The organism is uncultured Thalassospira sp. (assembly GCF_963976115.1).
Taxonomy (GTDB): Bacteria; Pseudomonadota; Alphaproteobacteria; order Rhodospirillales; family Thalassospiraceae; genus Thalassospira.
The window spans coordinates 92,052-117,462 of record NZ_CAXBJJ010000012.1; the positions used below are offsets into that span (position 1 = coordinate 92,052).

Below are 25,411 nucleotides of genomic sequence, written 5' to 3' on the forward strand. Positions count from 1 at the left end.
GCGGGGGTGCGGCACAACGTCTTGCGGTTTTTTGGTTAGTGATCCGGCTTTTTGCCGGTTAAAATCGCGGAATGTCGGGAAATTTATCGGCAACCGTGCGCGCGTGCAGGGTTTTTAACTCGCCACAACCATGCAACACCGGAAAAACCTTGCCGGGATTTAACAACTGGTCTTCGTCGAAGGCCAGCTTCAGCCGTTCCTGATGTTTCATGTCGTCTTCGGTGAACATTTCGGGCATCAAATCGCGCTTTTCAATGCCAATGCCATGTTCCCCCGACAGGCAGCCGCCCACCTCGACGCAGAGTTTTAAAATATCGGCACCAAAGGCTTCGGCTCGTTCAAGTTCGCCCGGTTGGTTGGCATCAAACATGATCAGCGGATGCAAATTACCATCCCCGGCATGAAAAACATTGGCAACCCGAAGGCCGTGACGTTGCGAAAACACCTGCATCCCGGTCAGAACATCGGACAAGCGCCCGCGCGGAATGGTGCCATCCATGCAAATATAATCGGGTGAAATACGGCCAATCGCCGGGAAGGCATTTTTCCGCCCCGACCAAAACAGGGCACGTTCTTCTTCGGTTTCGGAAATGCGCGAATAGACCGCACCGCACTGGCGGGCAATGTCGCCGACCCGTTCAATCAAATGGTCAACCTCAATCGCCGGGCCGTCCAGCTCGACAAGCAACAGCGATTCAACATCTAGCGGATAGCCCGCATGGACAAAATCCTCGGTCGCGCGAATGGCCGGGGCATCCATCATTTCCAGCCCACCGGGAATAATGCCGTTGGCAATAATTTTGGCAACACAATCGCCGCCCGCCTGATTATCGGGGAAGCCTAACAACATGGCGCGCGCCGTTTCAGGCTTACGCAATATTCGCACGGTTATTTCGGTAACAATGCCCAACAACCCTTCCGACCCGGTAATCACCCCCATCAAATCATAACCGGCACTATCAAGGGCCTTGCCGCCAAGGCGCAAAATATCGCCCTCGATGGTGACCATTTCCAGGCCCAGCACATTATTGGTGGTCAGACCATATTTAAGGCAATGCACCCCGCCGGAATTTTCGGCAATGTTACCGCCTATCGAACAGGCGATCTGACTGGAGGGATCGGGCGCGTAATAAAACCCGCGATGCTCCACCGCCCGGGTAATACCCAGATTGGTCACACCGGGCTGCACCACGCAGGCGCGGTTGTCCCAGTCAATATCGAGCACGCGGTTAAATTTCATCATGCTGATGGTAATGGCATCGGCCATGGGCAACGCCCCGCCCGACAGGCCGGTGCCCGCCCCGCGCGGCACCACCCGTATTTTGTTTTGCTGGCAATATTTTAAAATCGCGGCAATTTGCGCCGTATTTTCGGGCAACACCACAATCATCGGCAATTGGCGATAGGCCATAAGCCCGTCGCATTCATAAGGCCTGAGCGCATCTTCCTCGGCAATGACCGCACCGGATGCGGGCACTATGGCCCGCATCGCTGCAATGATTTCCGTGCGCCGGGCAAGAACAGAGAGGTCCGGCTCAGGCATTTTTAACATCAGGTTACTCCGTCAATTCTACCAGCAAATCCTTGCTGTCCACCTGGGTGCCTGCCGGGGCGTGGATTTTCGCCACCGTCCCGTCTTTTTCGGCATGCACCGCTGTTTCCATTTTCATGGCTTCAAGCGCGCAAATCACATCGCCCGCCTTGATTTTCTGGCCTTCGACCACCGAAACCTCAACCACAAGGCCCGGCATTGGCGCTGCCACATGCATCGGATTGCCATCTTCGGCCTTGGGCCGGGACTTGCCCGAAACCGCCAGCTTGTTATCGGCAACCTTTACGGTACGCGGTTGGCCGTTCAGTTCGAAAAAGACCGTGCGCTGGCCTTCATCATCGCCAAATTCCGATGTGGCCAGATAGCGAATGACAAGAGTTTTGCCCTTTTCGATATCAACCGAAATTTCCTCGCCCTGATTCATGCCATAGAAAAAGACCGGCGTTGGCAAAATCGAGACATCGGCGTTGTGACTGCGATGTTCGGCATATTCCAGAAATACCTTGGGATACATCACATAGGATGCGACCTCGGCATCACTGGTATTGCGATGGGTTTTCTTTTCGATCTCGGCCTTGGTGGCGACAAAGTCAATCGGCTTCATATGCTTGCCAGGGCGGTCGCTTAACGCTTCGCCGCCTTTAAGCACCTTGCGCTGCAAGGCTGGCGGAAACCCGCCCACCGGCTGACCAATTTCACCCCGGAAGAACGAAATCACACTATCGGGAAAGGCAATGTCCTTTTTCGGGTCCAGCACATCGTTCTCGGTCAGGCCTGATGTCACCATCATCAGGGCCATATCGCCGACCACCTTGGAACTCGGCGTCACCTTGACGATGTCGCCGAACATTTTATTGACATGAGCATAGGCCTTGGAGACTTCTGACCAGCGTTCCTCCAGCCCGACGGCACGGGCCTGATGGCGTAGATTGGTATATTGGCCGCCCGGCATTTCATGAACATAAACGTCCGATGTGCCACTGCGAATGTCGCTTTCAAAGCCGGTATAATACCGACGGACCTGTTCCCAATAGGTGGAAACTTCGCGCAGGGCTTCGGGGTTTAACCCCGGATCGCGTTCCAGACCACGATAAGCCTGGGCGATAGAGCCAAGGTTGGGCTGCGATGTCAGACCTGACATCGAATCAAGCGCGCCATCCACCGCATCCACCCCGGCATCAATCGCCGCCATCACGGTGGCGGCTGAAATACCGCTGGTATCATGGGTGTGGAAATGAATCGGAATATTCACCGTGTCTTTTAACGCCTGAAACAAGGTGGTTGCCGCCGCAGGGCGCAGCAAACCGGCCATGTCTTTAAGGCCCAGAATATGCGCACCGGATTTTTCCAGTTCGCGGGCCATTTCGACATAATAATCCAGGTTATATTTCGACCGGTCCTTGTCGAAAATATCGCCGGTATAACAAATGGCCCCTTCGCACAACTTGCCGGTACGAAGAACAGAATCCATCGCCACCTTCATGTTTTCAACCCAGTTAAGGGAATCAAACACCCGGAAAACATCCATGCCATGTTCGGCGGCTTGCTTGACAAAATAGTCCACCGCGTTATCAGGGTAGTTGGTGTATCCCACCGCATTCGAGGCACGCAGCAACATCTGGGTCAGAATATTGGGCACGGCTTCGCGCAGTTTAACCAGCCGGTCCCACGGGTCTTCTTTCAAAAACCGCATGGCAACGTCAAAGGTCGCCCCGCCCCAGCATTCAATCGAAAACAGGTCCGACAGGCCGTGCGCATAATAAGGCGCGATTTTCAACATATCGAAGGTCCGCATCCGCGTTGCGATCAACGACTGATGGGCATCGCGCATGGTGGTATCGGTCATCAAAACGCGCTTTTGGTCTTTCATCCAGCGCGAAAAACCCTCTGGCCCCAGTTGGTCCAGCTTTTGTTTGGTGCCAGGGCGGATTTCCTTGAGATCAATCGATTTTGGCATCACCGGCGGGTTAAAATTGGCAGGTTCGGCACGCCCTGCCACCTCGGGATTGCCGTTAACGCTTACCTCACCAATAAAGCGCAACAGGCGTGTGGCGCGGTCACGGCGGCGGGCAAACTTAAACAGCTCCGGCGTTTCATCGATAAAGCGGGTGGTGTAATCCCCGGCGCGGAATTTGGGGTGATTGATCAGGTTTTCAAGAAATGCCAGGTTGGTGGTGACCCCGCGAATACGAAATTCGCGCAACGCCCGGTCCATCCGGTCCACCGCTTCACGCGGGGAACTGCCCCAGGCGGTAACCTTTTCCAGCATCGAGTCATAAAACGGGGTAATCACCGCACCGGAATAAGCGGTACCGCCATCAAGACGAATGCCAAAACCATTGGCCCCGCGATACACCTTGATCCGGCCATAGTCGGGAACAAAGTTGTTTTCGGGGTTTTCGGTGGTGATGCGGCATTGCAGGGCATGATCGCGCAGTTTGATTTTATCCTGCCACGGAATCCCGGTTTCCGACGGGAAACCAATGCGCCCGCCCTGCGCAATCAGAATTTGCGCCTTGACCAGATCCAGCCCAGTCACACATTCGGTCACCGTATGTTCAACCTGAATGCGGGGGTTAACCTCGATAAAGTAAAATTTGGATGTATCGACATCCATCAAAAACTCGACCGTACCGGCATTGACGTAATTTGCCGCCTTGCCCAGGCGCATGGCGGCCTCGCACAGCTCCGTGCGTTGGTCCTCACTTAAATAAGGAGCCGGGGCGCGTTCAACCACTTTCTGGTTGCGACGCTGCACGGAACAATCACGTTCAAACAAATGCACCAGGGTCCCGTGGGTATCGCCCAGCATCTGGACTTCCACATGGCGGGCACGGCGGATCAGCTTTTCAAAATAAATTTCGCCATTGCCAAAGGCGGCCTCGGCTTCGCGTTTGGCGGCCAGCACCTGTTTTGCCAGGTCCTTGCCATTTTCGATCACGCGCATGCCACGGCCGCCACCGCCCCAACTGGCCTTAAGCATGATCGGATACCCGACCTGCCTGGCGATTTTAGCCACTTCGTCGATGTCATCGGGCAAGGCTGCGGATGCCGGCATCACCGGCACCCCGGCGGCCTCGGCCATGTTGCGCGCCGAAACCTTGTTGCCCAGAGATCGCATTACGTCGGAATCAGGGCCGATAAAGGTGATGCCCGCGTCGGTACAGGCATCGGCAAAGTCTGGGTTTTCCGACAAAAAACCATAACCGGGATGAATGGCATCAACCCCGGCATCGCGGGCAACGCGCAAAATATCCTCGATATCAAGATAGGCGCGAATGGGTTTGTTGCCCTTGCCAACCCCGTAGGATTCATCGGCTTTGAACCGATGCAGGGCAAAACGGTCTTCATCAGAAAAAATCGCTACCGTGCGGATGCCAAGCTCGTTGGCGGCACGCAAAACGCGAATCGCAATTTCACCGCGATTGGCAACCAGAAGCTTACGGATTTTCTTGGGTGCTGGACGTGACATTTACGACCGGACTCCTACCAGATATGAATGGCAAAAGCGGCCCTGAACGCCCCTGCCGAAAGCCAAGAGAAACGTCACAATACGGTCCTGTAGCGTGTTGCGGTGCGGAAAGCCGACAACACCGTATCCTGGGTGACGCATGCAGATATGAACACGCGTTAAACGCGAATAATATACCCGAAGTTCCTGGCGCCTGGTGGGCAGGCGACGCTTTTGATATATGCCCAATGCCCGGCCTCTGTCAAAATAGTTATTTCAACTGGTAATACCAATTTTGCATTTGAGCCGCTACAATCTTTCCACGATGTGAAAACAACTTTCTTAGAAAACAGGTAAAATAGTGATCATTCCGTTACGTTTTTTCGCGATCAAACGCAGACAGACGCTTGTTTTATGCTATGGTCGGCCCGCTTTTGGGGAGCCAATCTCTTTTTCTTGAAGTTAAAGACCGCCGGACCATGCCCAAACTGAATTTGCGCCTGAAATTTCTGTTGCTGTCGATATTGCCGCTGTTGCTGGCGGCAAGTGCGATTTCCGGGCTGGTTTTCGCCCAGGCCGAACGGCTGGCAAAGGCCGAAACGCGCACGTTTGAACGCAACATTGTCGAAGCCCGCAAGGAAGAACTTAAAAGCTATCTTCAACTGGCGATGGTGTCGATCAATCACATCTATTCGGTGGCAAGTCCGCTAGATGCGGTATCGAAGGAACGGGTCAAGGCGATCATTCATGACATGTCCTATGGCAAAGACGGGTATTTTTTCATTTATGACCGCGATGGCACCGCCCTGGTGGACCCGCCCGAACCCTGGCGCGTGGGCAGAACATACTGGAACCTGCGCGATCTGAACGGCAATTTGGTTATTCAGGCCTTGATCCAGAATGCCGAAAACGGTGGCGATTTTTTACATTTCATCTGGAACAAACCCTCGACCGGGCTACCGGCGGAAAAAATCGGCTATTCGCTGATGCTCGATAAATGGGGCTGGATGATTGGCACCGGGATTTATATTGATGATATTTCCCAGCAAGTTACCGAAATTGAAACCGAGGTGGCCGCCCATATTCGTGAAACCACCATTTCCATTATCGGTATAACGATACTTGCGGTGTTGCTGGTGGGGATATCGGGCACGGTGGTGACCCTTTCGGAACGCAAGCTGGCCGATGCCAAACTAAAGGAACTGGCCCACCGGGTGGTCGATGTGCAGGAAGAAGAACGCCTGCGGGTTTCGCGCGAATTACATGATGGCATCAGCCAGATACTGGTTTCGGTAAAATATTCGGTGGAACTGGCCAGCGACCGCATGGCGCAAAATAAAAGCGATGCTGCCATACCCATTGAAAAAGCGGCAAAACGGTTACAGGATGCGATACAGGAAGTTCGGCGTATTTCGCGCGACCTGCGCCCGGCTGTGCTTGATGACCTGGGGCTTAAACCCGCCATCGAAAGCATGTGCAGCGAATTGCAGGACCGGTCGGGGATGCAGATTGGCGTGAAATGCGACCCGGTTGAAAACGCCCTGACACCGGCAAAGAAAACAACACTTTATCGTGTGTTACAAGAAAGCCTGACCAACATCGAACGCCACGCCGATGCCACCCATGTCAGTGTGCGCATTCGCCGCAATGGCAGCACTGTTGTCATGACGGTTGCGGATAACGGTATCGGTTTTGAAACCAAAAGCTATATTCGCAATCGCGATCCACGCGCCGGGATCGGATTGCGCAATATGCGCGAACGAATGGAATTTCACGGCGGTGGATTAAGTGTTACCTCGGAACGGGACGACGGCACCACCATTACCGCCTATGTCCCCGTAACACCGGGCACACCGCCCCTGCCCCCGGCCTTGAAAGCATAATGACCGCAAACCGATATTTCCCGGCTGTGCCACCAGCCTTTTCGTGCCCATTTCGCCTTTTCCCGGCGGCTTTTGCCCCGCAAAGCCGCCAGATCATACCGACAGGGACCGACGACAACGATGACGATAACCAGTGAAGCTATTGTTTTTTCTTCGGATCGCCCGATCCGTATCCTGCTGTGCGATGATCATGCCCTTGTGATGGATGGCATCCGTTCACGCCTGGAATGTTATGCCCATATCGCTATTGTCGGCGAAGCCTGCAACGGGCAGCAAGCTCTTGATCTGGCCGAAAATTTGAAACCCGATATCGTCTTGATGGACATATCAATGCCGGTGATGAACGGCCTTGAAGCCGCCGAAAAATTCCGCGAGACCCTGCCTGGCATCAAGGTCATCATGCTGAGCATGCATGAAAACCCGGAATATTTGCGCACGGCCAAACAGGCGGGTGTGCGCGGCTTTATCCTTAAAGACGTGTCATCAAACGATATGGTTAAAGCACTCGAATCCATTGCTGCAGGCGGTGAAGCCTATAGCCCGTCCTTTGACAGGATCGATAGCACCTCAGATTCAAACGATGACGGTATGCCATTAACCACGCGCGAACGGACGGTTTTACGGCTTTTGGCCCAAGGTGCCAGCAACAAGCATGTTGCCCGCGAACTCGACATCAGCGTTCGGACGGTTGAAACCCATCGCCGCAACATCAAACGCAAACTGGGCATCGACAGTTCGGCTGGTCTGGTTCGCTATGCCATTGAAAAAGGTCTGGTTACGCTGGCCAGTACGGCTGGGTAACATCGACCGTGCTTTGTGGTCCTGGTTCGGTATGATCTGTGCGAAAGGAAACAGTTTATAAAAACCGGCGATTGAAATCGGTTTTGCAAATTCTAAATCATATAGAAGATTGTCATTGTTCAAATTCGAGCTTTATGAAACCACCGGGTGAGACGCAAAACCCGGCTGATTTTTCATAACAAGGAGGTGCCTGTGTCACTAACCGCTTTTAACAAACCCAAACCGGACATGGTGCAGTGCAAAAGCTGTGGTGTGCGGCAACTCGCCCTGTTTACGGACATGACCGCCGAGGATTTCAAGCTGGTTCATCAGCCCGTTGACGAGGTTAAACTTGGCAAGGGCGAAGTTTTGTATCACACGGGCGATACGGCAAACTACATTTATACGCTCCGCTCGGGCCTGATAAAAATGACGCATTATATGATTGACGGGTCGCAAAGGGTCGTTCGTCTGGTGCGCGCTGGTGGCACCATGGGCCTTGAAGCCCTGGTGGCAGGCAGCTTTGCCCATAATGCCGAAGCCCTGCAGCACAGTGTTTTGTGCCGCATTCCGGTTTCGGTGGTGGAAAAGCTGGACCGCGAAAGCCCGCGCCTGCACAAACAAATCCTAACCCGCTGGCATCAAACGGTAATGGATTCCGATTACTGGTTAACCCGGATGTGTACCGGATCGGCCCGGGAACGGATGGCACGTTTGTGCCTGTTTCTGGTCGATGATGATAATGGCAACGAACCGGCATGCCTTTTGCCCGGTCGCGAGGATATTGGTGCCATGCTGGGCATCACCACCGAAACGGCCAGCCGCGTTATTGCCGATTTTCGCCGCCAGGGCTTGCTGACCACCTATTCCCGGCACGAATTTTCCATGAATGTCGGCAACATGCGTTTGTTGGCCGGGATTGAGGATTGTGCCGCCTGGCGACCAGAGACGAAGGCTGACACCAACAAACCTGCTCATTATTTGCGCATGGCGGCAGGCAACGTTGTTTGAAAGGCAGAGTTTGGCCCGCAGGCATGAGACAACCGGTCATATTCAGCGGCGGTATCGATCTTGCCATGATCGAGTTGGCGATTTCTGTCTATTTTCGCCAGCAACAATTTGAAATCGCGGCCATATTTCGACAGAAAATTACGAATGCGCGATGCCGCCAGCCGGGGCGACAGGGGCTGCATTTGCGAAAAATCGCTTGTTACTGCGTCTAAAAATTTTGGCAAGGCATTGCGAATATCAAGTTCCATATGTTGGTTGATCGCCACATGCTGGCCTTCATGGGCATAAACAACGTTATATTCACAACTTCCCCGGGGCAATTCGCTGGCAATGTAAACCAAATGTTCGCTGACTGTGACGGTGGGGTGAATAAGGGCTGGCAACAAACAATAACTGCCGTCCCCAAGGGCAATCGGTTCAATCCGCATTTCAAATTTTGCCTGCATGGCATAACGGGTAAGCCCGGTGACAAACCAGCCCGAATTATGCGACGCCGCCTTGTGGTTTAGCCATTTAACCGACCGGTTGCGATCAAGTTGCGGGGATTTGGGAATAAAATCAAACGTGATTTCCGGGGGATTAACCGCAGGGCAAACCGCCGCCTGTGCCGGGTTTATCGCCAGCGCCGAGGTGCCAACAAGCACACAGGTCGCAGCGAAAACCGCCAGCACCGCACGGGCACGGCGCAAGCATCGACATGGACCCGACAGGAACTTCACCCGAAAACGCCCATAACACAGTGGCAAAAGCGGCCCCCAAAAACCCGTCAAATTACCCGCCAATTTAAACCTGCCCCACCTTCATACCGACAGCTTTGATGCGACATCAACGGGGTTAATATGGGGTCGCAATTTAAACAGGGAAGACATCGGGCACCCTCACGATGGTTCATGCAACCAGCGCCGCAGCACGGCCAATGCCCGGTCGGGTTCGGTATCAACCAGTGCACTGGTGCGATGCATCAGGTTTTGCGCGATCCGCCCTTCAACCCCGTCCAGGGCCAGGGTCACATCATTTTGCAGTGCATGAGGCATCCCGGTTGCGGCCACAGCATTGCTGGCACCCCGATTAGACGTTAATTGCGGCGCACGCCCTGGCAACTGACGCGGCAAGGGTGGCGCAGGTTTACTTGCCATCGGCATGGCCGGAATATTGGTGTCTTCAGGGTTCATAATGAAGTGTTGATCCGATCCCCGTCGCAAACAAGTTAAATCTCGATCATGCTGACGATGCCCCGCTTTTGGCATAAAGGCAAACAGGCAGAGAGATGTTTGCCCCCTGCCCTGCCAATATCAAGCCCGCGGCAACGTGATTGGCGCGTTTGCCCTATGCCTTAATGGACAGTGCGGCGCTTGTTGCTTTTGCTGCAATCGCCACATGCATCGACCAGCTTTTCCATTGCGGCATCGGCTTCGTCATCATCAAGATCATGGGATTTGATGTTTTTCTGGATTTTGCAGCACAAGGCCGAACCTTCGGGGAAGGTTTCGTCGGTCCAGAAACATTTTGACGGGTCGAAATAGCCAATCTCGTCAAGGAACGACACACCGTAATAATAGGCAGCGCCAACCGAATTATAAAAGCTGTCATCGTCAATAAAACCGCCATCCTGCGTCATGGAGACATTCAGGCACCAATCAAGCAGGGTCGACAGGTCGTCGCTGGCCTGCCGGTGTGCCGCATCATCGACACTGGACCAGCCTTCGGCGAAAATCTTGGCAACATCATAATTATTGTGGTTGTTAAAATCTCCATTGTGTTTCCATCCATAAGGATAGGTGCCATCGCGCAACGACAATGTGGTGGCGAATATTTCTGGCCAATAGGCAACTTTGCCGTGCTGATAGGAAATATTGTGAAAGCTCAGGCTCAGATCCGTGCTTTTGACAATCGGCCCGTCTTCCTGCTCAAACCACGCCCCCCAATAACCGGTTTCCGGGTCCTGCCAGGCTTCAAGCCAGATTTTATAAGCTGCGATATAATCATCGCTAAGATCGAAGCCTTTGACATATTGGCGGAAATAATCACGGATTTCGCTTTTGAAGCACATTTCCGACAAGGCCGCACTCACGGCCCCCAGCGCATCACGGCGATCAATGCCATCGACACAAATTTTCGAGGTGCGCTGATCATTCAACCAGTTCTGCATCCCCTCGATGGTGGCAATCGGTGCCAGAAAATCGAACGGATATTGCGGTGCCTCGCCCTGGTCCGCCAGTTCATTGACCGCATCAATCATCGCATCAACCTTCAGGAACCATTGCGTATAGCAAGGCCCCCAGGACCCATCAATCGATGATTGTTCCTCAGCCCAGTCCTGATTTGTGTCTTTTAGCGACTCGGCAAGCTTACCGATAGCCTCCTGAAGCGAATTCCAGTCCGCCGTGTATTGCAAAAGCCACTTGCACTCGATCATCCTTTGGTCTGATGCGGCCATGCTGTTGCCCTGCTCTTGCAAGGTTGAAAGCCGATCTTCCAGAGGGGACAACCTGCTGGCGAATTTTTTCTGTAGTGAAATATAATTTGGATCAAAGATGCAGAATTGCTTATTTATCATACCATTGTAATCTATCATCTATACTTATCCCGCAATGTCGATGCCAGTTCAGCATCATGAATGAAACCACCGTAAACAAATACTGCCCAAAGCTATTGTCATGAATTTTTCGTGAGGATAATCAAATAAACGCTATCAAATCTTTACCTTGGCTCAATTTTTCTCTATTCACCACCTATGGATAGCGGACACGATACGTACCGCTTGCTATAATACCAAAGCATAAATCAGTGGAGCCCTGCGTGCCCCGAAATATTTTCCAGACCTGCACCGTAATTACCGCGGTTGTCCTTGCGTTTGCGATCACCGCGAACAGCAGCCATGCAGCGGAATTCGGGCAGGCTCCCCTGTTTGATGACCTGGTAAAAAACAACCAGTTGCCACCGGTCGAAGACCGGTTGCCCCGTACCCCCATGATCGTATCGCCCGTGGACAGCCTGGGCAACTATGGTGGCACATGGGATATGGCACAACTGGCCAAACGCGACTATGCCTTGTTTATCCGCACCATTGGTTACGAGCCGCTTTTGCGCTGGACCCCACAATGGACCGGTACGGTTCCCAATGTAGCATTGTCTTTTCAGACCAACAAAAATGCCACCGATTTTACATTCCGCCTGCGCCCTGGCATGCGCTGGTCCGATGGCGAACCGTTCAATGCCGAAGATATTTTGTTCTGGTACGAAAATATTTTACAAAACCCGGCCCTGACATCAACCGTCCCTGACTGGCTGACCTGCGGTGGCCTGCCGGTTCGTGTTGAAAAAATCGACGATTATACGGTCACATTCCATTTTGCCGCCCCCTATGGCCTGTTCCCCACCTTTTTGGCCCAACCAGAAGCCGTCGAACCGATTTCATACCCGGCGCATTACCTTAAAAAATATCTGCCGAAATATAACCCCGATGCCGATGCCGAGGCCCAAGAACGGGGGTTCGCCAATTGGCAGGACCGTTTCGTCAATGTCTTTGGCCAGCCTGGCACAATTGACGACCCATCGCGCTGGCGCCATCCTGACGTGCCAACCCTGAATGCGTGGCTGCTCACCGGGGTGTATGGCAAACAGGACCCGCTGATCGCCAAACGGAACCCGTATTACTGGAAAATCGACCCGGCCGGTCGCCAGTTGCCCTATATCGATACTGTGTCGTTCAAACTGGTTGAGAACAAAACCGATGCCATCAAACTGGCGATGGATGGCGGCATCAACATGCAAGAACGCCATATCAGCACCAGCACCGATGAAATTCTGGCGCGCCGCAAAGACATGTCGTCTTTTACACTGATCGAAAGTGACATGAACAAGCTGACCCTGTCACTTAACCTGAACCATCGCGACCCGGTTTTGCGCACGCTGTTTCAGAACAAAAACTTTCGCGTCGGCCTGTCCTATGCCTTTGACCGCGACGCCATCATCGACCAGTTCATGCCAACAGCCCTGCCCCATCAGGCAGCTCCCCGGCCCGAAAGCCCGCTATTTCATTCGGTTCTGGCACGCCAATATATTACATATGACCCCGACCTGGCGCTGGACTATTTTGCCAAAGCAGGGTTGATCAACCGTGATAGCCAGGGTTTTTTGTTGCTGCCAAATGGCAACCGGGTCAGCTTCAACATTGATACCGTTGGCAGCAACCGGTTTGAAATCCTGGATGCTGTTGTCTCGTACTGGCGGAAACTGGGCATCAATGTGACCGCACGCAATATTGCCCGCGACCAGTTTTACGAACAGCGCAAAGACAATGATTTCGATGCCACAGCCTGGGGCGGTGATGGCGGCCTGGACGCCATGCTGTTTCCCATCAACTACTTGCCGATCTCGAAAGATTCCTGGTACGCGCCAGCCTGGGCGGCCTGGTACCTTGATCACACAAGCAAAATGGCAAAAGCGCCACCGCCAATCGTTCAAAAACAACTGTCACTTTATGACCAGTTAAAGACGACAGCGGACGCCAGCCAACAAAACAAACTCATGCGCGCAATTCTCGACATCAGTGCGGATCAGTTTTATGTTATGGGTGTCGCGCTTCCGCCAAACCGCAAGGGAATTGTCGCAAATAATTTCAAAAACGTTCCCAAGGTAATGCCCGCCGCCTGGAGCTTTGCCACACCGGCACCGACAAATCCGGCGCAATATTACATTGAGAACAAGTAATCGACATCAGCCGGGAGACGACCGGATCAGGGGTAGAGGGTAAGTTGAAAAAACTGTTCGACCGGCTGTTTGGTAGCCTGGCGTTCAAAATCGGTTTTGCCATTGTTATTGTCGAAACCATTTTTCTAGGTCTGTTTGGTGGATATTACATCCAGTATTTCGGCGCAGAAATTGATCGTCGCACCGCAGAACAAATCAGTGCTCCTGGCCGTTTGATCCAGGAAGAACAGCTTAAAATTTCAATCCTCAGCGACAAGGATCAATTGCGCCGCCTGCTTGGCCCCCATGTGATTGATGCCATGGCCATAGGATTTGACGGTACAATATACCATTCAATGGACCCGGCCCTGATCGGCGCCAACATCGCCGACCTCAACAAATACCCGCAGTCCTGGTTTGGCTCTGATGTTGTTGAACCGAAACTCTTTACAATCCATGACGACAGCGGCCGGCAAATGATCAGCATTACGCCGCTTTTCAGCCTGAATGCCACACAGCCGTTCATGTTTGTTTATTTAAAGGTCTCGACCGTCGGCCTTGAAGAAAGCCAGAACCGTATGCAGTCGGTTTTGCTGATCGGGTCTTTATTGTGCCTGTTCCTGACATCGGGCCTGATCTTTTTACTGATGCAACAGGCTGTATTGCGCCGCCTGACCGTTGTCGCACAATTTGTCAGCGATATTCAGTTTGGTAAAATTGGCGCCCGTTTACACCCGGCCCGCCAGGACGAAATCGGTTCCCTTGAACGCGGCCTGAATGCCATGGCCGAAAGCCTGGAACGCCGCACCAACCAGCACCAGATTGCACAGGATGCCCTGCGCGACAGCGAAGAACGCTTCCGCGACTTTACCCTGTCCTCGGCCGACTGGTATTGGGAAATGGGCCCGGACCTGCGCATTACCTTTGCATCATACAAATTCTATCAGCTGATCGAGGAACTGCACGGCTCCCCGCAAGGACAACGATTTGACACATTGGGTTTGACCGCACGCGACCACGAAAGCTGGGGCGTGCTGATGAGCCGCCTTGAAAGCCACCTTGCCTTTCAGAATTTTGAATTTTCGTGGCAAGGCAAGGACCGCGAAGATCATTTTGGTCGCATCAATGGTGTCCCTGTTTTTGATCTCGATGGTGTCTTCAAGGGTTATCGTGGTACGGGCAGCGACGTAACCGCACAACATCAGGCAACCGAGGAACAGCACGCCCTGCAACGCCAGCTTGCCACGTCGCAGAAACTTGAAGCTGTCGGCCAGATGGCCGGGGGGGTTGCCCACGAGTTTAACAATTGCCTGGCGGGTATCCTCAGTTTTGCTGAAGTTGCCCGCGCCCGGATCGACGATCATGAGAGGGTCAAGGAATATATCGGCCACATTATTTCGCTTGGCGAACGCGCCACCAGCGTTGCCGACCAGCTTTTAATGTTTTCGCGTCGCAAGGTCGAACAGCCAACCGTTGTTCAGGTTAACGATGCCGTTCTTGATATGGAAAAATTGCTGACCACGTTGCTGGAGCATCGAATAACCCTGGATATTTGGACCTGCGAAACCGCCCTTTATACACGGGTTGACCCGACCCAGCTTTCAGCCTGCATTCTTAACCTGGCGATCAATGCCCGCGATGCTATGCCAAATGGCGGAAATCTTCAAATCAGTTGCTCTTCAGAAATCATACCCGAAGAAGATCAACGCGACCCGCTTGATGAAATCACCAGCCCCGATTGTGCACCGGGCGATTATGTGGTCATTACCGTGCAGGATACCGGAACCGGCATCCCAGATGAAATTCTGGACCATATATTCGAGCCGTTCTATTCGACCAAAGAACCGGGCAAAGGCACCGGGCTTGGCTTGTCGATTGTTCATAGCTGGGTCGAGGAATCAAACGGTTGCATCGATGTGCAGACTGTCGAAGGCGAAGGCACAACCTTTTCCATCTATCTACCGCGCTGCGAACCTGGCCCTGTTACCACCCAGCAAATCGACACCATCAGCTACCACCCGGGCAATGGCGAACGTATTCTGATTGTTGACGATGAGCCATCCCTGCGTACAACGGCAAAAATCATTCTCGAAGATGCCGGTTTTAACGCCATTTGCGCACAGAATGCCGACGAGGCCCTGAAAATTCTGGCCGAGCAGAAAGATGGCGAAAAGATCGATATTATCTTAAGTGATGTGGTCATGAGAGGACTAAGTGGAACGCAGTTAGCGATTGAATCTTTGCGTCAGTACCCACATCTAAGCATTGTTTTCATGTCGGGATACCCGGCGCGAACCCGCCAGGAAATGGAAAAAATGCTCGGCGAATACATTTTCGTCAAAAAGCCATTCCGCCCGGCACAACTGCAAAAGGCAATACATGAGGCCCTGGTGCAAAAAGCAGAACGCCGCCGCACCTAAAGCGAACCTCAAAGCCAAAAAACCGGTCAAAATTCTTAACGCCCCTGCCCGTCAGAGGCGTTTTCTTTGGGGTTTCATATTTTTCTATCGGTTTGTGACAGCCATCACTTCAAATTCGCCAAAACAGACATATATGTTAGTAACACGATGAAAATGCCGTTTGGCGCATGCACGCTTTCGATAGCATCGCGCATCCGGCGCAAAAGGCGAGGACATCATCATGGTCGGCTCAATCGGTTCAGGCTTAAGCTCGGCGCAACAGGCGCTGTCAGACCGGGTCACACCACAACGTGCGGAGGGCGCTCCCCTGAGTGCTGCCGGGTCGTCGATGAAAAAGGCCGAAGGCCTGATGGAAAGCATCGCCTCTATCGTGACAGATTATCAGCCTCTGGAAACCAGTGGTTCCCGTGGCACACGGGTCAATATCGTGACCTGATTCTTTCATCGCCTCCCTCCCCGTTGGCTTCTACTGGGCAGCATAAGTGCTGCCCTCTTTCTTTGGTGGTCATCGAACACCAATGCCAAACGGTGCAAATAAAATGGCAAAAACTGCAACACCTCAACACAACGGTTCAGATTTCGACAAAAACCCCCTAGAATAGTCTCAGGCTAACAAGGGAAGCATAATGGCACTACCACCGCTTGGCAGTTCACGTACCAGCACTGGCGATATTACCGAAGCCCCGCACCGTCATGGTCCGGGCCGGACCAGCAATAACGCCGGGAATCGCCGTTCTGCGACAGATCGTCCCTCGACCGAGCTTGATATCCTCAGCCAGCTTGCCCGCCTGCGAAACCTGATTGCCGCCGACCAGATCGACCATTCGGCACGACGCGGCACCTATCTGGATTTGCTGCTCTAAAGCACTTTTCCCTTAAACACATCCAGACCCAAGCCTTTCCCCAAAAAAGATACCCCGCACCAAGATGCGGGGTAAGTTGGTTTGTCCGGGTGTGTGGACAAGGGAGCTTACGCAAGCTGCGTGACCGAGGTCACGCAGTTGCCTGATTTTCGCTCTGCGAGCGAATAGGGTTTTCCAGCTTGTCGACGATTTCCTTTGGCACAACCTGCCAGAAGTGCCCACGCTCGCGGTCCCAGTTATCAAGGAGGTTGCGTGCGAAACCACTGTCGGTTTCAGCAACATGTTCCTCGATCAGGCTACGGCACAGATCGTCCCAATACGGGGTTTCAATACGCTGATACAAAACCGAACTGTCATTGACTACATCGCCAAAATGATTGTTACGGTCATAAATAAAGGCCATGCCGCCGGTCATGCCAGCACCAAAGTTTTCGCCAACATCGCCAAGGATAACGGCAGTCCCGCCCGTCATATATTCACAACCGTTAGAACCACATCCCTCGACCACCACAGTCGCACCGGAGTTACGAACACAGAAACGTTCCCCGGCCTGGCCCGCGGCAAACAGCTTGCCTGCCGTCGCACCATACAAAACAGTATTGCCGATAATGGTGTTTTCGTTGGTTTTAAGCGCACTTGACGGACGCGGACGCAGAACAATGGTGCCACCGGAAAGGCCCTTGGCAACATAGTCGTTGGCATCGCCGTGGACTTCAATTTTAAGGCCCTGAACCGAAAACGCCCCCAAAGACTGCCCGGCAGAACCGCGCAGACGAACATGCAAGTGGCCGGGTTTAAGGCCGAACATGCCGTATTTCTGCGTGATCAGGCTGGAAATGCGCGTCCCAATGGCACGTTGCGTATTTTGAATATTATACTGCAACTGCATTTTTTCGCCGTCATCAAGCAGCGGACGCGCATCCTTGATCATTTGGGCATCAAGGGTATCGGGCACTTCGTTGCGGCCAACCGTCGTACAATGACGCGGATGCCCGCCAGCATCGGCCTGGGCCAGCAGCGGGTTCAGGTCAAGGTCAACAAGGTCTTTTGCACCCCGGTGAACCTGCTGGAGCAAATCGGAACGCCCGATCACGTCCTGCAAATTATCATAGCCCAGCTCGGCCAGCACATCCTTGACCTCTTCGGCCATGAAAGTGAACAGGTTGACCAGCTTGTCTGCCGTGCCGTTAAACTTGGCCCGCAATGCCGGGTCCTGGGTACAAACGCCAACCGGGCAGGTGTTGGAATGGCACTGACGCACCATGATGCATCCAAGCGCGATCAGGGATGCCGTACCGATACCAAATTCTTCGGCACCGAGCATCGCACCAATCACCACATCGCGACCGGTTTTAAAACCGCCATCCACACGCAGCTTCACCCGGTGACGCAGATTGTTAAGGGTCAGAACCTGGTTAACCTCGGACAGGCCCATTTCCCACGGAATACCGGCATATTTGATCGAGGTTTGCGGGCTTGCCCCCGTTCCCCCATCGTAACCGGAAATAAGGATCACGTCGGCCTTGGCCTTGGCGACACCTGCGGCAATGGTACCAACCCCCGAACGCGACACCAGCTTCACGCACACGCGGCAACGCGGGTTGATCTGCTTGAGGTCATAGATCAGCTGTGCCAGATCCTCGATCGAATAAATATCGTGGTGCGGCGGCGGTGAAATAAGGGTCACACCCGGTGTTGCATGGCGCAACTGGGCGATTTCCACCGTCACCTTAAAGCCCGGCAACTGGCCACCTTCACCCGGCTTTGCCCCCTGGGCGACCTTGATCTGAATTTCTTCACAGTTATTCAAATATTCAGCCGTCACGCCAAAGCGGCCAGAAGCCACCTGCTTGATCGAGGAACGGGCATTGTCCCCGTTGGAACGCGGACGGAAACGTTCGCGCGATTCCCCACCTTCGCCAGAGTTGGACTTGGCACCAATCCGGTTCATGGCAATGGCCAGGGCTTCGTGGGCTTCGGTTGAAAGCGCACCATGCGACATACCAGGCGTTACAAAACGCTTGCGAATTTGCGTGATGCTTTCAACGTCTTCCTGATGCACCGGTTTACGGTCGCTGCGGAAATCCAGCAGGTCGCGCAGATGCAACGGTTCGCGCTGGCGCAGGCCTTCGCTGAATTTGCGGAAGGTATTATAGCTGCCCGTGGTGACAGAAGACTGCAAGGTATGGATCAGCGGACCGGTCCAGACATGGCGTTCGCCACTGCGGCGGTATTTGTACAACCCGCCAACCGGCAGGCTGACAACATTACCGGAAAAGGCATCTTTGTGCTGGGCAATCGTGCGACGCTGAATACCCTGAAGACCAATGCCCGAAATACGCGACGGCATACCGGGGAAGAACTCGGCCACAAGCGAGCGCGACAGGCCGATGCTTTCAAAGTTATAGCCGCCACGATAGGAACTGATGATCGAAATGCCCATCTTGGACATGATTTTCAACAGACCCTGATCAATCGCGGTTTTAAAGCGCTGCATGATTTCGGCCGTGCTGTGAATGTTCGGGAACAGGCCACGGGCATAACGATCCAAAAGGCCTTCCTGGGCCAGATAGGCGTTCACCGTGGTCGCACCCACACCAATCAGAACAGCAAAATAATGCACATCCATGCACTCAGCCGAGCGCACGTTAAGCGAAATATAAGTCCGCAGCGAATTTTTAACCAAAAAGCTGTGAACACCACCAACAGCCAGAACCATCGGAATGGCCGCATGGGTTGCGTCAATGCGCTCGTCGGTCAGGATAACATGCAGTGCACCGCCACGAACGGCTTCTTCGGCTTCTTTCTGGATACGGGTAATCGCATCACGCAGGGCGGTGGCACCAGCATTAATATCAAACGTGGTATCAATCTCGACAGCACTGTCGCCCATGTAATCGCGCATGGCGTCATACTCGCCGGTCGTTAAAACCGGGCTGTCAAGCTGCAGAAGATCGCACTGGTTTTCGTCTTCTTCCAGAATATTGCCAAGGTTGCCAAGGCGCGTTTTCAGGCTCATGACGCGGGCTTCGCGCAAGCTGTCGATCGGCGGATTGGTCACCTGGGCGAAATTCTGACGGAAGAAATGATGCATACCGCGATACCGATCCGACAGGATCGCAAGCGGGGTGTCATCCCCCATCGAGCCAATCGCTTCCTTGGCGTCTTCGGCCATCGGATGCAGGATCAGTTCAAGGTCTTCGTGTGACAGGCCCATTGCCTTTTGCATCCGCAAAAGATGATCTTTGCTAAAATGGGCCGGCTCGGTTTTTTCCGGCGACAACAGGTCATCCAGAACCTTGGTCCGATCCACCCATTTTGACCAGTCACGACGATGTGCCAGCTTATCTTTCAATTCGGTATCGTGATACAGCTTGCCTTCGGCAAGGTTGATCGCAATCATCTGTCCCGGCCCGAGGCGGCCTTTCTCGATGCAGCTTTCCTCGTCGATATGAACCATCCCGGCTTCGGAACCGGCAATCAGAAGGCCATTGCCGGTCACGGCATAACGCAGCGGACGCAGGCCGTTCCGGTCGGTGCCCCCCAAAAGCCATTTGCCGCCATAAGCCGCAAGCGCCGCCGGGCCATCCCACGGTTCCATAACCGCGTTACAATAGGCGTAAAGGTTTTTATAGCTGTCCGGCGTGGTCGCTTTTTTCGACCATGCTTCGGGCACCATCATGGTTTTAACCATCGGCAGATCACGACCGGCACGCACCATCAGTTCAAACACGGCATCAAGGGCTGCCGAGTCTGATGATCCGGGCTGAATAACCGGTTTGACGTCTTCAATCGTTTCCGAAAAAGCTTCATGCCCCATGCGGGCTTCGTGGCTTTTCATCCAGTTGACGTTACCGCGCAGCGTGTTGATTTCGCCATTATGGGCAAGCACACGGAACGGCTGTGCCAAAGGCCAGCTGGGGAATGTGTTGGTTGAATAACGCTGGTGATACACGCAGAAATTCGAGGTAAAGCGTTCGTCACGCAAATCAGGATAGAAAATATCAACCTGTTCAGCCAGGAACATACCCTTGTAAATGATCGAACGGCATGACAGCGAACAGATGTAAAAATCCTTGATCGATTCCGACATCACCGCTTTTTCAATGCGACGGCGAATGACATACAGATCGACTTCAAACTGTTCATCATCAACCGCTGCGGGGCCGCCGACCAGAACCTGTTCGATTTCCGGGCGGGTTGCATTGGCTTTTTCACCAATCACCGACACATTGACCGGCACCTGACGCCAGCCAAGGATCGAATAGCCCATTTTCAGAATTTCGGTTTCAACAATCGCGCGGCAGCGTTCCTGTGCCGACATGTCGATACGCGGCAAAAACACCTGGCCAACCGCAATCATGGAATCGGGTGCTTCCTGATTGATCAGCTTTAGATGCGCCTTGAAAAAGTCCTGCGGCACCTGAAGGTGGATACCGGCACCGTCGCCGGTTTTGCCATCGGCATCGACCGCACCGCGATGCCAGATCGCTTTGAGGGCCTCGATCCCGGCTTCGACAACTTCGCGACGCGGCTTGCCGTCAATCGCACCAATCAGGCCGACGCCACAGCTGCTATGTTCGTCGTCCACATCATACAGGCCGGTTGCCGTCAGGTGTTCGGCGTTACGCTCGAACCGGGCAATTTCTTCGGCACCGTGATCCTTGATCATTTCGTTCATGGCTTAGTTCTCCAAAATGCGGCGGCGGGCTTAAGCGGCGGCTTCTTTCCGCGCCAGCAAATATTCGTCAATGCGATCAGCAGCATCGCGACCATCACGGATCGCCCAAACCACCAGTGACGCACCCCGTGCGATGTCACCGGCGGCAAAAACACCATCCAGATTGGTCATCATCGAGCGGAAATCAATTTTCACTGTTCCCCAGCGTGAAACACCCAGTTCAGGGGCTTCAAACAGAGACGGCAGGTCTTCGGGCTCGAACCCAAGGGCCAGGATCGCCATGTCGGCTTCCATCGTATAGCTGGAACCTTCGATCACTTCGGGGCTTTGGCGACCACCGGCATCGGGGGCACCAAGGCGCATCTTGACCGCGCGCACACCATTTACCTTGTCATCACCAACAAAGGCTTCTGGGTTGGTCAGCCAGACAAATTCAACGCCTTCTTCCTCGGCATTGGCAACTTCGCGCTGCGATCCGGGCATATTGGCACGGTCACGACGATACAGGCACTTCACCGACCTGGCCCCCTGGCGAACAGCAGTTCGCACACAATCCATCGCAGTATCGCCCCCGCCAACAACAACAACATGCTTGTCTTTGGCATTCAGCGTGCCATCGTCATAGGCCGGAACGGCATCCCCCATGCCCTGACGGTTCGACGTGGTCAGATATTCCAGTGCGGGATAGATATTTTTAAGGCCGACACCCGGTACCTTAAGATCACGGGCCTTGTAAACACCGGTTGCGATCAACACGCTGTCATGCTTGCGGCGTAATTCTTCCAGCGAAGCATCACGGCCAACTTCAAAGTTGGTGTGCATCACAATGCCTGCTTCTTCAAGCAGCCTGATGCGGCGTTCAACAATGTGTTTTTCCAGCTTGAAAGCGGGAATACCATAAACCAGCAGGCCGCCCATGCGGTCGTAGCGGTCATAGATATGAACGTCATAGCCTTTAAGGCGCAACTGTTCAGCCGCCGCCATACCCGCAGGACCACCACCGATAATTCCCACTGACAGGCCATTTTCCTGCCCCGGGACGGGCGCCTTGACCCAGCCGTTTTCAAAGGCCGTATCGGTAATGTATTTTTCGACCGACCCGATAGTAACGGCACCGTGGGTCGATTGTTCGATCACGCAATTGCCTTCGCACAGGCGATCCTGCGGGCAAATGCGACCGGTAATTTCCGGCAGATTGTTGGTCGCCGCCGAAATGGCATAGGCCTCTTCCATCCGGCCTTCCGTCGTCAGACGTAACCAGTCGGGAATATTATTATAAAGCGGGCAATGAGCCTGACAGAACGGAACACCGCACTGCGAACACCGCCCGGCCTGATCGGCGGCGGCATCAGGTTCGAAGCTGGCATAGATTTCGTCAAAGTCCGTCCGACGCTCAGCGGCTTCACGCTTCTGCGGATATTTTTGTTCAAGATGAACAAATTTGAGCATCTTTTCTGTCATGGCGGCCCCCAAAAAGGCTGTTTTGTTGCGGGAGTGGACCTTTATATACCCGCCCGCGAAACGAGAATCCAGCACAAAATACACCATAGGTCAATAATACTGACCAATTTAACAAAAAGCCCCGCCGAAATCTCGGGTTTCAAGGCGCTCATACCCGGTCATAAAAGTTTAATTAGTACCGAAATGGTACTAATTCAGGTATTCGCCGAGAGAAAACAAGCTGCTATAAGCAGATCTCCCTTCAAAAATCAGCACCGAGGCAGGTGTGACTCTTCAGCACATAATTCTTCTTGCAGTCGTTCAGGGTATCACTGAATTCCTGCCCATCAGTTCTTCCGGCCATCTTGTCCTGACCCCCGCAATTACCGGCGCAGCCGACCAAGGCCTGCTGCTGGATGTTTCGGTTCATGTCGGAACACTTCTGGCTGTGTTGATCTATTTCTGGCGCGACGTCCTTGCGATGATTGTCGGTTTTTTCCGCCTGTTTAGTGGCCGGATGACACCGGGTGCCCGCATGGCCCTGCACATTGTGGTTGCCACCATTCCGGTGGTCGCCGTCGGCTATTATTTTAAACAATCCGGCATCGAAGAACAGATGCGGTCCGTCGAGATCATCGCCTGGACCACACTTGTCTTCGGTATTATCCTGTGGTTTGCCGACAAAGTTGGCATGACCATCAACCGGATCGAACATATGGGATGGGTTGGATCAATTTTTATTGGTCTGGCGCAGGTCATTGCTCTTGTTCCCGGTGTCAGCCGGTCGGGCATCACCATGACGGCGGCGCGCCTGATGAGCTATGAGCGCTCGGATGCAGCGCAGTTTTCCATGCTGATGTCGATTCCCGTTATTATGGGGGCCGGGCTTTTGGCCGGGCTGGACCTGCACAAAGCCGGCAACATGGAGCTTAACCGCGAAGTCCTGCTGGCGATTGGCTTTTCCTTCATCACCGCGCTGATCACGATTGCGGTGCTGATGTCGTGGTTAAAACGGGCCAGCTTCACCCCGTTCGCCATTTACCGGATCATTCTGGGCATTGCGCTTCTGATATGGGTTTACGGTTACGATACCGCCCCGCTGGGAACGTTGTTCTAACCCCCATCTTCGTTGATTTTCGAATATATTAAAAAAAGGCGCGAATCCTAACAGATTCACGCCTTTTTTGCGGCCCATCATGGGGCTGCTTACCCCCCCCTGAAATACCACACGCCCAAAAGAAAATGAAAATGGTCAAAATCAGTCTTGCACGATCACATAAGTCTGTGCTTATGTGATTTCATGATTGAACATGACATCTTCAAAGCCCTTGCCGATCCAACCCGGCGGACAATTTTTGAAAAGCTGGCACGTACAAACCGCCAGAATGCCAGTTCCTTGCGCGAAGGTATGGGCATCAGCCAACCGGCGATGTCACAGCACCTGACGGTCCTGCGAAATGCAAGACTGATCCGGGAAGAGCGACAAGGCCGGTTTGTTTATTACGACGTTGATCCGACGGGATTGATGCAGATTGTAAATTGGGTCGAAAAATATCGGTCCTATTGGCCTGAACGTATTGATGCCCTCAAATCCACACTGAAGGACATGGACCAATGACAGATAAAAACACCCAAAAACCGGCCCAAAGGCTTGTATTTCAATACGCTCTTGAGGCTCCGCTACAAAAGGTCTGGCGCGCCATCACCATTCCTGCCTTTCGGGAAACATGGCTGCCAGACAATGCTCTTGGCAATCCCGAACCGGCATCCATGATCCCTGACCACGAAGTTTCCTACAAGATGCAGGACAATGAACCACCGTTTCTTCAAAGCACTGTTACATTTCGCATTTCGCCCCTGCCGGACGGCAGAACCTGCCTTTTGGTGGTCCATGACCTTAATGGTTCGAAACCCGACCGCATGACACATGCCGCAAACAACAATAGTTTGGCCCTCATGCGCGCAGCCTGAACCAGAACTTGCGCCACCCCAAAAACCGGAATTTACCAATGCAGAACATGATGCAACTCGTTCCCATGGTTGTCGAACAGTCAAGTCAGGGGGAACGCGCGTTCGATATCTATTCCCGGCTGCTGCGTGAAAGGATCATTTTCCTTAATGGCGAGGTCAACGACACCATATCGTCGCTTGTCTGCGCGCAATTGCTGTTTTTAGAATCGGAAAATGCCAAAAAGCCGATCCATCTTTATATCAATTCCCCGGGCGGCGTCGTCACCAGCGGCCTCGCCATGTATGACACCATGCAATACATCCGCTCACCGGTTCATACGCTGTGCATGGGAACGGCACGTTCGATGGGATCATTTTTATTAATGGCCGGCGAACCGGGCCACCGGGCGGCCCTGCCCAATGCCAGCCTGCATGTGCATCAACCCCTTGGCGGATTTCAGGGCCAGGCATCCGACATCCTGATCCATGCCGAGGAAATGCGTAAGACCAAACATCGTATGATCACGCTTTATGCCGAGCATTGCGCACGCAGCTATGAAGAGGTCGAAAAAACACTGGATCGCGACCGTTTCATGACCGCAGAACAGGCACTGGAATGGGGGCTGATTGACCAGATTCTGGCCCATCGCACGGCAAATGATGACACCCTCAAACCCGTGTAAAGGGG

General features: G+C 53.5%; 18 protein-coding genes. 11 read left to right on the forward strand and 7 right to left on the reverse strand.

Features of this window, described 5'->3' with window-relative positions:
- Positions 1-58: 58 nt before the first annotated feature.
- Positions 59-1,543 (reverse strand): FAD-linked oxidase C-terminal domain-containing protein, encoded by a 1,485-nt coding sequence (locus AAC086_RS16610; RefSeq protein ID WP_339780418.1) that lies wholly within the window; start codon positions 1,541-1,543, stop codon positions 59-61.
- Positions 1,544-1,556: 13 nt separating this feature from the next.
- Positions 1,557-5,024 carry a pyruvate carboxylase gene (gene pyc, locus AAC086_RS16615; RefSeq protein ID WP_339780337.1) on the reverse strand — a complete coding sequence of 1,156 codons (3,468 nt, stop codon included), beginning with the start codon at positions 5,022-5,024 and terminating at the stop codon, positions 1,557-1,559.
- A 458-nt stretch (positions 5,025-5,482) separates the two neighbouring features.
- On the opposite strand from pyc, the gene AAC086_RS16620 reads away from it, so the two are divergent.
- The 3 genes from AAC086_RS16620 to AAC086_RS16630 all read left to right on the forward strand — a co-directional run bounded on the left by AAC086_RS16620 (position 5,483) and on the right by AAC086_RS16630 (position 8,677).
- A complete protein-coding gene (locus AAC086_RS16620) occupies positions 5,483-6,886 on the forward strand; it encodes a cache domain-containing protein (RefSeq protein ID WP_339780339.1) in 1,404 nt (467 codons plus the stop codon).
- Between the two features lie 120 nt (positions 6,887-7,006).
- Positions 7,007-7,687, forward strand: coding sequence for a response regulator transcription factor (locus AAC086_RS16625; RefSeq protein ID WP_339780341.1), 681 nt, complete (start codon positions 7,007-7,009; stop codon positions 7,685-7,687).
- A gap of 192 nt (positions 7,688-7,879) precedes the next feature.
- Positions 7,880-8,677, forward strand: a complete 798-nt coding sequence (locus AAC086_RS16630; RefSeq protein ID WP_339780343.1) for a Crp/Fnr family transcriptional regulator — start codon at positions 7,880-7,882, stop codon at positions 8,675-8,677.
- On the opposite strand, the gene AAC086_RS16635 is transcribed toward AAC086_RS16630, so the two are convergent.
- The 3 genes from AAC086_RS16635 to AAC086_RS16645 form a co-directional block, all read right to left on the reverse strand.
- The gene (locus AAC086_RS16635) at positions 8,644-9,366 is read right to left on the reverse strand and encodes a hypothetical protein (RefSeq protein ID WP_339780344.1); all 723 of its coding nucleotides are present in this window, start codon (positions 9,364-9,366) and stop codon (positions 8,644-8,646) included. The two genes, AAC086_RS16630 and AAC086_RS16635, sit on opposite strands and share 34 nt — an antisense overlap.
- 189 nt (positions 9,367-9,555) lie before the next feature.
- On the reverse strand, positions 9,556-9,849 hold the full coding sequence (locus AAC086_RS16640; RefSeq protein ID WP_339780346.1) for a hypothetical protein: 294 nt from the start codon (positions 9,847-9,849) through the stop codon (positions 9,556-9,558).
- A 161-nt stretch (positions 9,850-10,010) separates the two neighbouring features.
- A complete protein-coding gene (locus AAC086_RS16645; RefSeq protein WP_339780348.1) occupies positions 10,011-11,114 on the reverse strand; it encodes a hypothetical protein in 1,104 nt (367 codons plus the stop codon).
- 362 nt (positions 11,115-11,476) lie between these two features.
- Here AAC086_RS16645 and AAC086_RS16650 point away from each other — a divergent pair, with 362 nt between their 5' ends.
- From AAC086_RS16650 to AAC086_RS16665, 4 genes are all read left to right on the forward strand, one after another.
- Complete coding sequence (locus AAC086_RS16650) at positions 11,477-13,390, forward strand: ABC transporter substrate-binding protein (protein WP_339780350.1); 1,914 nt, start codon at positions 11,477-11,479, stop codon at positions 13,388-13,390.
- A gap of 44 nt (positions 13,391-13,434) precedes the next feature.
- Positions 13,435-15,789, forward strand: a complete 2,355-nt coding sequence (locus AAC086_RS16655; protein ID WP_339780351.1) for an ATP-binding protein — start codon at positions 13,435-13,437, stop codon at positions 15,787-15,789.
- A 220-nt stretch (positions 15,790-16,009) separates the two neighbouring features.
- Positions 16,010-16,225: a hypothetical protein gene (locus AAC086_RS16660; protein ID WP_339780353.1), complete on the forward strand. Its 216-nt coding sequence runs from the start codon at positions 16,010-16,012 to the stop codon at positions 16,223-16,225.
- Between the two features lie 190 nt (positions 16,226-16,415).
- The gene (locus AAC086_RS16665) at positions 16,416-16,652 is read left to right on the forward strand and encodes a hypothetical protein (protein WP_339780355.1); all 237 of its coding nucleotides are present in this window, start codon (positions 16,416-16,418) and stop codon (positions 16,650-16,652) included.
- A gap of 130 nt (positions 16,653-16,782) precedes the next feature.
- Here AAC086_RS16665 and gltB read toward each other — a convergent pair whose 3' ends face one another.
- Together gltB and AAC086_RS16675 are read right to left on the reverse strand one after the other, a co-directional pair.
- Entirely contained in the window at positions 16,783-21,333 is a 4,551-nt protein-coding gene (gltB, locus tag AAC086_RS16670; protein ID WP_339780356.1) for a glutamate synthase large subunit, read from the reverse strand.
- Between the two features lie 30 nt (positions 21,334-21,363).
- Positions 21,364-22,794, reverse strand: a complete 1,431-nt coding sequence (locus tag AAC086_RS16675; protein ID WP_339780357.1) for an NAD(P)-dependent oxidoreductase — start codon at positions 22,792-22,794, stop codon at positions 21,364-21,366.
- A 265-nt stretch (positions 22,795-23,059) separates the two neighbouring features.
- On the opposite strand from AAC086_RS16675, the gene AAC086_RS16680 reads away from it, so the two are divergent.
- From AAC086_RS16680 to AAC086_RS16695, 4 genes are all read left to right on the forward strand, one after another.
- Positions 23,060-23,890 (forward strand): undecaprenyl-diphosphate phosphatase, encoded by an 831-nt coding sequence (locus AAC086_RS16680; RefSeq protein WP_339780358.1) that lies wholly within the window; start codon positions 23,060-23,062, stop codon positions 23,888-23,890.
- Between the two features lie 183 nt (positions 23,891-24,073).
- Positions 24,074-24,391, forward strand: coding sequence for a metalloregulator ArsR/SmtB family transcription factor (locus tag AAC086_RS16685; RefSeq protein ID WP_339780359.1), 318 nt, complete (start codon positions 24,074-24,076; stop codon positions 24,389-24,391).
- Positions 24,388-24,744 (forward strand): hypothetical protein, encoded by a 357-nt coding sequence (locus tag AAC086_RS16690; RefSeq protein WP_339780361.1) that lies wholly within the window; start codon positions 24,388-24,390, stop codon positions 24,742-24,744. Before AAC086_RS16685 ends, AAC086_RS16690 begins: the two co-directional genes overlap by 4 nt.
- Positions 24,745-24,782: 38 nt before the next feature.
- On the forward strand, positions 24,783-25,406 hold the full coding sequence (locus AAC086_RS16695) for an ATP-dependent Clp protease proteolytic subunit (RefSeq protein ID WP_339780362.1): 624 nt from the start codon (positions 24,783-24,785) through the stop codon (positions 25,404-25,406).
- Positions 25,407-25,411: the final 5 nt, after the last annotated feature.